Raw genomic sequence first — 11,853 nt, 5'->3', positions numbered from 1 at the left:
GGCCGGAGTTGTCCTGGGCAGCGTCCTCACTCGCTCGTTGTGTAATCGGTAGCTCCGACCAGCTCGGTACGCAGAAGGCCGCTCACCCCCAGCGTGGGGTGAGCGGCCTTCTGCGTTGCAAGTACTGCCAAGTCGGTACCGCTACGGGGTGGTCGACGCTCAAATGTGCGGTCGGAGTTTGGCACCTTGTGCCAAAGATTGTGACGCACATAACGGGTCGAATATGAGTACACGTCAGGCACCCGCAGATCCGAGCTTCGGACGCGTGGCCTACGAACTATCCTGAGGAGGAAGCGTGGAACCACGAAAGATTCGGGTCGGCATCGACACCGGTGGCACATTCACCGACGTCGTGGCAGTGGACGAGGAGTCCGGTGCCATGGTCACCACCAAGACACCGTCGACTCCCAGCGATCCGGCCGAGGGATTTCTGACCGGCATCGACAAAGTGCTCCGGCAGCTGGGCGTCTCGGGTGATTCACTCAGCGCCGTCAGCCACGGCACCACCGTCGCCACCAACAAGCTGCTCGAGGGCAAGGTCGAGAACCTCGGCTTCATCACCACCGAGGGCTACGAGCACGTACTCGAAATCGCACGCCAGTCGGTACCCGACGGCTACGGCAACTCGTACTTCTGGGTCAAGCCCGATCGCATCGTGCCTGCGCACCGCGTCCGCACCATCCGTGGCCGACTGTCGTTCGACGGCAACGAGATCCGTCCACTCAACGACGATGATGTACGCGCGGCAGCCGCATTCTTCAAGTCCGAGGGTGTCAAGACGCTCGGCGTGTGCCTGGTGCACTCCTATGCCAACCCCGACCACGAGCAGCGCGTCCGCGACATCCTGCTCGAGGAGTACCCCGAGGCAACCGTCTCCATCTCCACAGAGGTTCTGCGCGAGTACCGCGAATTCGAGCGCGCCATCACCACTTTGGTCGACGCGGCCGTCAAACCCAATATCCGCAGCTACGTCAACAACATCGCGAACCGGTTGCGCGAGTTCGCCACCGAATCCGGTGACGCACGCGACGTGCCGTTCTACGTCATGAAGTCCAATGGCGGCGTCCTGTCCGCCAAAGAGGTTGTGCACCAGCCCATCACCACCGTGCTGTCCGGTCCCGCTGCCGGCGCTCTCGGCGCAGCTCTGGTAGCCAGCGCCGCAGGTGTCGAGCAAGTCCTCACGTGCGACGGCGGCGGCACCTCCACCGACGTGACGGTCGTGGTCCGCGGCGAGCCCGCCTTGACCACCGAAGGACGCGTCGGCAACTACCCGTCGAAGATTCCGATGATCGACGTCGTCACTGTCGGCGCAGGCGGTGGATCGATCGCCTGGATGACACCCGAGGGCACACTGCGCGTCGGGCCGCATTCGGCCGGTGCCGATCCCGGCCCCATGTGTTACGGAAACGGCGGCTCCGCTCCGACCATCACCGACGCCCACGTTCTTCTCGGCCGGATCCCGCCGCACCTGCTCGGCGGCGAGATTCCGCTCGATACCGACCTGGCGCGCAAGGGCATCGAAGATCTGGCGCACCAGCTCTCCCTCGAGGTCGAGGCCTGCGGCACTGGCATTCTCGAAGTGTCCGCCTGGAACCAGGCCAATGCGCTGCGGCAGATCTCGGTCAAGCGCGGACTCGACGTTCGTGACTTCACGCTCGTCACCTTCGGTGGTTCCGGTTCACTGCTCGCTTGCCGCCTCGTGGACATCCTGGGCTTGAAAGACGTTCTGGTGCCGCTCAATCCGGGCAACGTCTCGGCGTTCGGACTGCTCACCGTCGATGTGCGCAACGACTACGTGCAGACGCACGTCAGCCGCCACGACCGTCTGCGCGCCGAGGACTTGGAGTCGGAACTGGCCGTACTCGCTGCCCGCGCCGACGAAGCACTCGCCGGTGAAGGCTTCGCCGCCGAGGAGCGTCGCTACGCACGCTCAGCCGACCTGCGCTACTTCGGACAGGCCTTCGAGGTGCGCGTCCCGATCGCCGACGGTGAGATCACCCAGGCCACGATCGATCAGGCCGCCGAGGCCTTCCACGAAGCACACCGAGAGCTGTACGGGTACGACTTCCGCGGCGATCACAGCCAGTTCGTCGAGTGGGTCAATCTGCGAGTCAGCGGTATCGGCCCCATCAAGCGGCCGGTCTTGTCCGAAATCGCCGAGGGTAGCGGAGCCGAAAGTGCCCGTACCGGAACGCGTCAGGCGTACTTCGACGGTTGGCACGAGACCGCGATCTACAGCCGTGCGGATCTCGGTGCCGGTGACACGATCACCGGACCGGCCGTCATCGAAGAATTCAGCTCCACCGTGCCGATCGATCCGGGCTTCTCCGCCCGCATCGACACGTTCGGCAACGTCCGCATCACCCGCACTCTCGACTCGAACGGAGCGAACTGATGACCGTCATCGACATGGTGAACAACAAGCCCTACCGGCTCTCTCCGGTCGACGCGCCTGCGCCCGATCCCGTTCTCGTCGAGATCGTGGCCGGTTACCTCGCGAGCGTCGAAATGGAGGTGGAGACGGCTATTTCGCGGACGTCGCGATCACCGATGATCCGTGACGCCCACGATTTCCGCGCCGGCATCCACGACCGCAATCTGCGTAAGCTCACCGGCCGTTCGTACTCCGCACTGGTACATCCGGTTGCCCGCGACTTCCCGCTCGAGACCATGAAGCCAGGTGACGTCTACTTCCACAACGACGTCTATCTCTCCGAAGGCGGCATCGGCCACCTGCCCGACCTGTGCGTGACGGTGCCGGTGTTCGCAACCAAGCCCGGCGAGACCGAGCCGAGCGTTGTTGCGTTCGTTCAGGCATTCGGTCATCACGACGACATCGGCGGCTGCTGCCCCGGTTCGATGCCGTCCGGTGCCACCACCGTGTACGAAGAGGGCCTGATGGTTCCGCCCATCAAGCTATGGGATCAGGGCGTCCCCAACCAGGCCGCGTTGACGATCATGACGCGCAATTCCCGCATGCCCGACGCCTTGGCCGCCGATCTCGACGCCGAATGTTCCGCATGCCTCATGGGTGCGCGGCGGATGACGGAGCTGTACGAGCGGTACGGCGTCGATACCGTCGAGGCGTGCTTCGACTCCATGATGGACGCGACCACCGAGATCTACCGTCGTGAGATTCTGAGCAAGATCCCGAAGGGTGAATACACCTGGGAGGACTACGCCGAGCACGACGGCGTCGACGAGCCCATGTTGCACGTTCAGCGGATCACGTTGACCAAGACCGGTCCCGAGGACGAGCGCGGCGAGCGACTTATCCTCGACTTCACCGGAACCGGACCGCAGGCCAAAGGCCCGATCAACCACTGCGGTGACTACGCCGACGGCAACTTCCTCGCGAAATGGCTTGCGCCGGTGCTCCGCAACCTCGCGGACTCCCCCGAACGCATGGCAGAGCTCGACGTCAACGAGGGCGTCATTCCGCTGATCGAGATGAAGTTCCCCGAGAAGGGCACGCTCATCACCCCGATCTTCCCGGCCCCGACCAACGCTCGGACGTTCGTCATCCTGCGTCTGCTCGGTGTGCTGGCCGGCGTGGTGGCAAAGGCCGTGGACGGCAACATGCCTGCCGATCAGGAGACCATCCGCTACACCGGCGTGTACGGGGATGACTTCGACGGCAACTCGTACCTCATGCGTGAGGTACTCGGTGGGGGCTCGGGTGGACGGCACTACGCGGACGGTGAGGACACCATCCACGTTGTTCCCGATTCCCGGAACCTGCCCACCGAGTTCACCGAGAGCCGCTTCCCGTTCATCGTCGAAAAGCTCGGCCTGGCCAAGGATTCCGGCGGTGCCGGACGCTACCGCGGCGGTCTGGGCTACGAGAAGCACATCCGGATGCTCAAGGATGCGCATTTCATGTCCATTGCCGACCGTTCGATTCTCGCGTGCTGGGGAGTCAAGGGCGGTAAGGCCGGCGGATCGTTCTCGGTGACGCTGAATCCGGGTCAGCCGAACGAGCGTGAGTTCGACGCGCTGACCGATGCCGAGCCGATTCTGGCCGGCGACACCATCCGCATCCGCACCACCGGTGGCGGCGGCTGGGGCGATCCCCTGGAACGACCCATCGAGTCGGTCGAGCAGGACGTGCTGTGGGGCAAAGTCTCTCGTGAGTTCGCGGCCAAGGACTACGGCGTCGTCATCGAAGAAGGCACGCCGACCGCAGACGTCGAGGCATCGGAGAAGCTGCGTGCCGAGATGCGCAACGCTCGCGGACTCGACGAGCCGTTCTTCGACCGTGGGCCCGGCTACGAACGCCTCTCCGGTGGCGCGAAGTTCGCCGAGTACGACTTCATCGATCGCTGAGATTCACTGATGGAGCTCGATGTGTCCCGTGGCACCGACATCGCGATCGTCGGTGCCACGGGCAAGACCGGACGAGCTGTCGCCGCTGCACTCGACGGCGTGGCGGTGGTGCGGCGGCTGAGCCGTTCTGCGCCGGACTTTCCGGTGGACCTGGAGACCGGTGCAGGCCTTGTCGAGGCCTTCACCGGGTGCCGCGGGGTGTATTTCATTGCGCCCAACGTGCATCCGGATGAGCCTGCTCTACTTTCGCGGGCGCTGGAAGCGGCGGCTTCGGCGGGAGTCGACCATGTCGTCTACCACTCGGTGGCCTGGCCCTACAGCCCGCGGATGCCGCATCACATGGACAAGGCTCGTTGTGAAGACGAGTTGCGTGCCTTCGGTTCGGAGCGGGGCTTGCACTGGACCATCCTGCAGCCGTGCGCCTATGCGCAGAACTTCGAGGCAGTTCTGACTGGAGATAGTGCGAGTCTCGTTGTGCCCTACAACTTGGACACGAAGTTCTCGTTCGTCAGCCTCGAGGATGTGGCCGAGGTGGCAGCTAGGATTCTGGTCGAGGGTGCGGAGCAGCACCACGGGGCAACATACGAACTCGGTGGACCAGAGATGTTGAGTGTCCGAGACCTGGTGCGTCAGGTCGAGGCAATGACGGGTCGGCCGGTGTCGATGGAGTCCGTGGCCGTCGACGAGTGGATGAGCGTTCACGGCAGTGGGTTGGGTTCTGATGCACAACAGCGTCTCTCGGCCATGTTCGAGTACTACGACGACCGTGACTTCCTGGCCAGTAGCGCTGTCACGGCTACGTTGTTGGGTAGGTCCCCGACGCCGATTCGCGCTCTGATCTCGTAGCATTCACCCGCAGCCTACTTCTGTGGAATGTGAACGGCCGGTCTGGCTCGAAGGGACGATGAGTCTCCGAGCCAGGCCCCGGCTTTTCATCGAGTCGATGCCTCTGCTTCGTTGGTGTGCAAGCGAAAGCTTTGCGCATCCTCAGCTCTGATACGAGCCATCTCGGATACCGTCCGCGACGCCCAATGCTCGCTGACCAGGAATGCGAGGAGAACGAACAGCGACAAGACGCACAGCGTTACTGCGGGCCAGACGGCGTTCGGAACGCCGAGGAGCGCGAGACCTGAAGCCACTACAACAGCCGCCAGCATGACCGCATAGAGGATTTTGATGTAGACAATCCGCGGATTGCTTTCAAAGAGCGACAACCGAGCGAAGACCCGTGCCAACGCGCGATGCCCGTCCATTTCGCGCTCCTGCGCCTCCATGACGTAGCCGTCCTCCCGCAACCTCTTCGCTTGCTGGAGGGCCAGGTCCCTTGTACGAAATGCTTCGTCGATCCGCGTCGACTTGGTATCCCTCATGAGGTACTTCCACACGCCGACCATCGCCGCAGGCGTCATCGCGGAACCCAACACCAACCACATGTGCTCGACCACAGCTGCCCCGTCCATGCGTTTCCCCGATCTTTGACGATTTGCTTGACTTGTCCGAAACCGTATCTGCAGGGTCTGACAGTGGGTGTCCGTCGTGATGATCACGGCATACAGATCCGTTGAACCTTCGGCGCCCAGTCTCCGCACCCGGCACTTACCTCGCGAGACCGGCATGCTCGAATGTTGTCTCGTAGCACTGTTGAATACGGGCCGCGACGACATCGGTCGCGATTTCCGAGGTGCTCCACGCGAACGGCGAACACATCGTCAACAGGGTGCGCGCGTCGCACTGATGCTCGCCACCCTGCCCGACGATGGCCCACGGGGCGGATTCTTCGACGACGCCGGATCGGTGGCCTGGTGAGACTCTCGGTGCCGATCTGATCACCGCCGACGGTGTCGAGGGGGGAACGTAGGAGACCGCCCCGTACTCCCCTCGCGCTCGTCTGCGATCTTCCGGAGTGAATGCCGACACCGAACACGCATCGACACCGGCCGATCGCTTCCGATGCTGGTAGTCCGCCACCGAATCGAAGGCTGCCGTCACACCCACCGACGTCGAGACGTACGTCATCGACTTGCCGCGCTGAAAGCCCAGATCGGCACCCACCTCGACGGCGTCGATGTTCGATCCCAGGAACACGAAGTCCCAGCTGTACTCGGCCTCCTGCCGCTGGATCAACTCCCGCACAGCCGAATTCGTCCACTCTTGGCTCGCGTTCTCGTGACCGTCGGTCATCACGAGCACCGTCACCAAGCCTGGACGCTCGCCCTCCGGTATCGCGGCCAGACCCGCGTCGACCTCGCTGACGAGACGACCGATGGCGTCGTACAACGCGGTGCCACCCCGCGGCTCGAGCACGAGTGGTGCAACGTCCTCGATGGGCACGTTGTCGTAGACCAGCTCGTACCGGTTGTCGAACTGCGCCAGCGTGACCACGGTCCGGCCGTCGGCCTCACGCTCCTTGGCAATGAACGAATCAAATCCGCCGCGGGTGTCGTCGGCGATGGAATGCATCGAACCGGACCGGTCGAGCAAAGCAGCAACGAGGGACAGCTGAGGGTTGGTCATGGTTTCCTCCTTCAGGTCGCAGCCGGAACTGCTCCGAGTGAATTGGATTGAGAGATAACGGAAGAGCGATCGGCGACGGCTACCGCAGCGCAACCGTCGTGCCGCCTGAGAACGCCGAATCGTGCAGCTCGATCTCGGCGGGCACGGTTCCGACGGGGACGTCGAACACGACGGTTGTATCCAGTGCGTTGCCTGGGTTGATCTGTTCGTAGCCAATGCCCTCGTCGAGGTAGGCAGTCACGAGGCTGTCGACCGAGTACTGCTTGCCGTCGGCGTCGAGCAATTTCTGCGAGGACGCGTCCAAGCTCTGCGCACGATCGCCGATGTTGCGCACGGTCATCGTCACCTGGACGTACTCGCCCTGTGCGGTCTGCGTCAGGTACTCCGAGCCGACGGTCGCGACGGGTGGCGCGACGGCCGTGACGACGAACTCGAACTTTCCGTCACGCACTGGGACGCCGATTCCAGGCTGAGTCGGCGCGGCCGGGGCAACAGGAGCCGCTTCTTCCGACGACGGGGATCCGGCCGGCGCGGGAGCTGTCGGGCTCTCCGACGAGCCACCACCGATGAGCCGAATGAGGACACCCAGCACGACGATCGCAAGGATGGCGGTCAGGATCTTGTGTCGGGCAAACCAACTCTTCTTCTGCTCGGGAGCGGGCGGGGCGTACTGCTGCTGGGGGTGCGGGTTGTGGTTGGTCATGTCGAAATTCCTCTCGTTCGGCGATGCATCAACCACACCGCAGTCGGCCCTGTCCGCGCCTCGGCTGACCGGTCGGTGCGCCTCCTCCTTTCGGTCGCCTCCGATCGGCCGTGCGGGCCGTTCGGACGATTCGCGGTGTCGGTGCTCGGCCGTACGCTGCAGTTCGTGAGCACCCACCGAACAGGCACCCTGCGCCGCAAAGCCTGGACTACGGCGGCGGTGGCCTTCAGCCTGTTCTGCTCGTTGATGACCGCCGGGTTGGCTGGCGCGTCCGGCACACCCGGCTGGAACCTGGGCATCGGCGTCACGCTCAATTTGAGCGCCGGCGTCGCCTTGATCTGGCGACACGAACGGCCATGGGTCGTTCTGGGACTGGCGTTGGCCGGGCCGCTGTTCTTCGCCACCGATGCGACGGCAGCGTTGATTGCCCTGTTTGCTGTCGGTGCGTTCGCACGCACCAAGCCGCTCGTAATTGCTGCCGTTGCTGTGTACGTCGCGTGCGGGGTGTCGTTGACGTACGACGCGCATCGCAGTCGGTACTACTCCGTCCTGACCATCGGTTCGACGAAGGCCGAAGATGGGTCCATGCCGGTGGAATGGGACGTCCCGGCGTGGATTCCGTGGGTCGTCGCGGCAGTGCTCGTCGGGTTGGTCGTGGGTGGAGCAATACTGCGCCGCACGCGATCCGACCTGACGGAGGCTGTGGTCACGCGAGACAAGGTGACGGTGGAGTCCAACGCTCTTCGTGAGGAGATGCTGCTGAATGCGGAACGTGCCCGCATCGCCCGCGACATGCACGACACCCTCGCGGCCAGCCTCAGTCGCATCTCGCTATTTGCAGGCGGAATGCAGGTCAATAGCGCCGATGGACCCGAGAAGGTAGCTCAAACTGCGTCGTTAATTCGGCAGACCGCTCACGATGCGCTCGATGAACTCAAACGCATTATCGGCGTGCTGCGGGGATCGGCCGATGCTTCGAGCGGTGGCCGGCAGAGTGTCGAGGGCATCTCCGATCTGGTGCACTCGGCGCGTAACGCGGGCTTGCACACGTCGCTGATGCTCGATGTGACGCCCGGCGAAATCGGCGCTGCGAGCAGTCATGTGGCGTATCGGGTGGTGCAGGAATCGCTCACCAACGCGCAGAAGCACGCTGGTGGTTCGACCATTCGGGTGGCGGTGTACGGGTCCGATCAGGCGGGCGTGCGCGTCGATGTGCGCAATCAGCTGATGAGGCAACCTGCGTTTGCACATGGGTCGGGTGCGGGGTTGGCAGGATTGGCCGAACAGGCCCGCGGGGTGGGCGGCACGTTCGCTGCCGGCGCGCAGCCGGGCGAATTCGTGGTGTCGTGCTGGCTGCCGTGGTACTCCTGACGGGCAGTGTCGGAGTCGCGTTCTAAGCTCAGCGCACCATGACATCGCCAGCCGTGATCACCGTTCTGATCGTCGACGACGACCCCTTCGTCAGGCGTGGAGTGACCGACATCTTCGCGAAGACCCCGGATATTTCGGTGGTGGCCGACTTGGCGGACGGCGACCAGGTGTCCGCTGCGGTTTCGGCGTTCCGGCCGCACGTGGTGCTGATGGATCTTCAGATGCGTAGGGTCGGCGGACTGGACTCCACCCGCGAGTTGATGACGCTGGCCCATCCCCCGAAGGTCATTGCGATGACGGCGATGGATGTGGACGATTTGGTGGTCCGGGCGATCGAGGCGGGGGCGCACAGTTTTCTGAGCAAGAGCGAGGCACCCGAGACGTTCCATCAGTCGGTTCGAGCAGTGGCATCCGGCAACACGTTGTTCAGTGAGGATTCGCTCCGGAAGATTGTGGCGACGTCGGTGTTGCCGGTGGCCCCGCCGTCGGTGTCGATGGACGTGCTGAGTCCGCGAGAGCGAGATGTGCTGCGCATCTTGGCTACTGGTTCGACCAATGCGGATATCTCCTCCGAGCTGTACCTCAGTGAGACGACGGTGAAGACCCATATCTCCGGGATCTTTATGAAACTCGGTGTGCGCAATCGAGTCGAGGCGGCACTGGCTGCCTTTCGGGCAGGAATGGTCACCTGAGCAGGCCGAGCCACTGTCGCTGACCGCCAATCGAATTCGCTGTCCAAGTATCTCGCACCGTTATTGGTACCTTCACTCTGCCCGATTCGATCTGTGCGAGGAGCCACGTGACCACACCGGTTGCCGACCAGCCCGCAACAAGCACGCTGTCCGGGCATGTGTTCGTGGTTCGCGGTCTTCTCGAGTCCATTGCGTGCGATGCCGTCATCGTGCCCACCAGCTCGAGCTTTCACCCGCGCTACACGTGGTTCTCGGTTCTCGGTGTCGAGGACGGTGGGGTTCACGTCCTACAGCAACGTGTCGCCGTCTCACCCGGCGTTTCCCACCCACGCATGTTATCGGCTTGGTCACCAAACGTGGCCGGCGTTCATTTACTAGAGGGCAACCTGTAACGAGCCGAACACACTCGATAGATTTGCTCCGAGGCTGGTCAAAGAATTCAGGAAGGCAATGGTGGGAATGTCCACAGAGGTCGTATTTCGCTCACTCGGCAACGGCGAATTCGAATGCGAGGTTCGCAGCCCGGAAGGTTTGACGATGCGCTGCAACGGCGCACTCGACGACCTGGAGCCTCGCGTCCTGGGTGACGACGCATTGGGCACCAACCCCGCACTGGTCCACAACGCGTGGGCCTTCGCTAAGCACGATCACCTGTACCGCACCCTTACCGACGGCGCTGAGCGGGAAAGCCATCAGAAGCAGGCAACGGCGCATCGTAAGACTGCGGCTGGCATCGCAGAACTGGTCGACAAGCTAGGAACAGCGTCGAAGAATTCGTGGTGTTCAGCATGCTTCACCCGAAGCGACCATCGACGCTTGACGCAAGGATTCGGCACGATCCCGGCGTACCTGTGCGAATCGTGCGGATCGCCGACACTGGGATGCGCAGGTCCGGGATGCGCCAACATGGCCACGCGAGGTTTCGCAGCGGTACTGGTGCCGCGGTACTGCGCCGAGCACAAGCATGAGATCCCCGGGTTCGAAAAAGCGTCGGCGAACTTCGGGGCGCTGGAGGATTACCACGAATTCCTCGATTTTGAGCGTCGAAACCTCGCACTAGGGTCACGTGTCGCAGCGATCTCCGTTCTTTCCGCGGGTGCACTCGCGACCGGTGCATTCCTTGCTGCCCCGGCGATCGGCGGGGCTATCGGCAGTCTGAGCATCGCGGGAGGTGGTTACGCGGGAGCCGCGGCCAGCAGTTACGGGTTGGCTCTGCTTGGTGGTGGCTCGATCGCTGCGGGTGGGCTGGGGATGGCTGGCGGGACAGCAGTCGTCGCAGCCGTTGGTGGAGCCCTCGGCGGTGCGCTGGGCAGTTCGGTGACAACTGCTTACATCGGTGCTGACAAGTCGTTCAACATCGAACTGATCAAGCCAGGGTCCGGGATAGCCGTGGTCGTTGCGAATGGACTGTTCAGCGAGGGGAAGAACACACACCCGGACTGGAAGAAGCTTGTGGCACGACGCTACCCGGATTCACCGATCTACCGAGTTCACTGGGGGAGCAATGATCTCGGAGACTTAGCAGCAATGGTTAAGGCAATGGGTGGACAACCGGCAGCGGCGCTCGGAATCAAGGGGCTGGCGGCAAAGGCGGGAAAGGCAGGCGCGAAGAAGTTGGGGCCGTTGGCGCCCGCTCTGGCGGCAGCAGCCGTTGCCAAAAACCCCTGGCATACTGCACGAGTCAAGGCCGACCGAACGGGTGTGGCTCTGGCAGGACTGTTGGCGAGAACCGATGCTAAAAGCTACGTGCTTGTCGGACACAGCCTCGGTGCCCGCGTTGCAGCAACAGCCGCCGAAACCCTTGCGAGGTCGAAGAGCAAGCCGAAGATCGACACGGTACACCTGCTAGGTGCGGCAATGGGGTCGAAGGGAGACTGGCGACTTCTCAGCAATGCAGTCACCGGTGCTGTGCACAACTACCACTCGTCGAACGACAAAGTCCTCAAGTACGCCTATAAGACCGCCCAAGGTGGACAAACAGCGGTCGGATTCGCAGGCTTCCGCACCGAGTTCGCCCGCATCCACGACCACGATGTCTCCGCTATCGTCGATGGACATTCAGAATATCTGCAAAGCGTGCAGCTCAGCTGATCGGGCATTAGTGCCGAGTACTGCTCTCTCGCTGAGGATTTCGTTCTAACGCGGCGGATGGCGTGGGCGTGCATAGTCGCGGAAAGCACAGTTACCGCGCCGTCAGGATGGGACTCCCAAGTTCAGTTGACTCGTGGATTTGTGGTGTGTCCCCGG

General features: G+C 63.2%; 10 protein-coding genes. 7 read left to right on the top strand and 3 right to left on the bottom strand.

All coding sequences use genetic code 11. The features are described from left to right. Window positions 1-295 precede the first annotated feature (295 nt). From RHODMAR_RS11785 to RHODMAR_RS11775, 3 genes are read left to right on the top strand one after another with little or no spacing between them, the layout of a single operon-like run. Window positions 296-2,395, top strand: a complete 2,100-nt coding sequence (locus RHODMAR_RS11785) for a hydantoinase/oxoprolinase family protein (protein ID WP_008714761.1) — start codon at window positions 296-298, stop codon at window positions 2,393-2,395. Continuing rightward, window positions 2,395-4,326 carry a hydantoinase B/oxoprolinase family protein gene (locus RHODMAR_RS11780; protein WP_008714759.1) on the top strand — a complete coding sequence of 644 codons (1,932 nt, stop codon included), beginning with the start codon at window positions 2,395-2,397 and terminating at the stop codon, window positions 4,324-4,326. Before RHODMAR_RS11785 ends, RHODMAR_RS11780 begins: the two co-directional genes overlap by 1 nt. 9 nt (window positions 4,327-4,335) lie before the next feature. After that, window positions 4,336-5,172, top strand: coding sequence for an NmrA family NAD(P)-binding protein (locus tag RHODMAR_RS11775; protein ID WP_008714757.1), 837 nt, complete (start codon window positions 4,336-4,338; stop codon window positions 5,170-5,172). An 86-nt stretch (window positions 5,173-5,258) separates the two neighbouring features. Here the strand turns inward: RHODMAR_RS11775 and RHODMAR_RS11770 are convergent, their stop codons facing one another. The 3 genes from RHODMAR_RS11770 to RHODMAR_RS11760 form a co-directional block, all read right to left on the bottom strand. After that, window positions 5,259-5,771 (bottom strand): hypothetical protein, encoded by a 513-nt coding sequence (locus RHODMAR_RS11770; RefSeq protein ID WP_157226072.1) that lies wholly within the window; start codon window positions 5,769-5,771, stop codon window positions 5,259-5,261. Between the two features lie 151 nt (window positions 5,772-5,922). Continuing rightward, window positions 5,923-6,840 (bottom strand): vWA domain-containing protein, encoded by a 918-nt coding sequence (locus RHODMAR_RS11765; protein ID WP_008714754.1) that lies wholly within the window; start codon window positions 6,838-6,840, stop codon window positions 5,923-5,925. Window positions 6,841-6,919: 79 nt separating this feature from the next. Then, window positions 6,920-7,543 (bottom strand): DUF4352 domain-containing protein, encoded by a 624-nt coding sequence (locus RHODMAR_RS11760; RefSeq protein WP_008714752.1) that lies wholly within the window; start codon window positions 7,541-7,543, stop codon window positions 6,920-6,922. Between the two features lie 135 nt (window positions 7,544-7,678). Between RHODMAR_RS11760 and RHODMAR_RS11755 the strand changes: the two genes are divergently transcribed. The 4 genes from RHODMAR_RS11755 (at window position 7,679) to RHODMAR_RS11740 (ending at window position 11,697) form a co-directional block, all read left to right on the top strand. Beyond that, window positions 7,679-8,914: a sensor histidine kinase gene (locus RHODMAR_RS11755; RefSeq protein ID WP_008714749.1), complete on the top strand. Its 1,236-nt coding sequence runs from the start codon at window positions 7,679-7,681 to the stop codon at window positions 8,912-8,914. Window positions 8,915-8,952: 38 nt separating this feature from the next. Continuing rightward, window positions 8,953-9,606, top strand: a complete 654-nt coding sequence (locus RHODMAR_RS11750; RefSeq protein ID WP_042938875.1) for a response regulator — start codon at window positions 8,953-8,955, stop codon at window positions 9,604-9,606. A 107-nt stretch (window positions 9,607-9,713) separates the two neighbouring features. Next, on the top strand, window positions 9,714-9,998 hold the full coding sequence (locus tag RHODMAR_RS11745; RefSeq protein WP_008714745.1) for a hypothetical protein: 285 nt from the start codon (window positions 9,714-9,716) through the stop codon (window positions 9,996-9,998). A 67-nt stretch (window positions 9,999-10,065) separates the two neighbouring features. After that, window positions 10,066-11,697 (top strand): DUF726 domain-containing protein, encoded by a 1,632-nt coding sequence (locus RHODMAR_RS11740; RefSeq protein ID WP_232433636.1) that lies wholly within the window; start codon window positions 10,066-10,068, stop codon window positions 11,695-11,697. Window positions 11,698-11,853 lie beyond the last annotated feature (156 nt).

Source organism: Rhodococcus sp. AW25M09, assembly GCF_000333955.1.
Taxonomy (GTDB): domain Bacteria; phylum Actinomycetota; class Actinomycetes; order Mycobacteriales; family Mycobacteriaceae; genus Rhodococcoides.
Note: the sequence above shows the minus strand (reverse complement) of the source record. Positions and strands in the feature narration are given on the sequence as shown.

Excerpts from the sequence above, each read along its gene's own strand:
- RHODMAR_RS11780 (WP_008714759.1), top strand. The coding sequence starts at position 2,395 with ATGACCGTCATCGACATGGTGAACAACAAGCCCTACCGGCTCTCTCCG.
- RHODMAR_RS11775 (WP_008714757.1), top strand. The coding sequence starts at position 4,336 with ATGGAGCTCGATGTGTCCCGTGGCACCGACATCGCGATCGTCGGTGCC.
- RHODMAR_RS11765 (WP_008714754.1), bottom strand. The coding sequence starts at position 6,840 with ATGACCAACCCTCAGCTGTCCCTCGTTGCTGCTTTGCTCGACCGGTCC.
- RHODMAR_RS11760 (WP_008714752.1), bottom strand. The coding sequence starts at position 7,543 with ATGACCAACCACAACCCGCACCCCCAGCAGCAGTACGCCCCGCCCGCT.
- RHODMAR_RS11750 (WP_042938875.1), top strand. The coding sequence starts at position 8,953 with ATGACATCGCCAGCCGTGATCACCGTTCTGATCGTCGACGACGACCCC.
- RHODMAR_RS11740 (WP_232433636.1), top strand. The coding sequence starts at position 10,066 with ATGTCCACAGAGGTCGTATTTCGCTCACTCGGCAACGGCGAATTCGAA.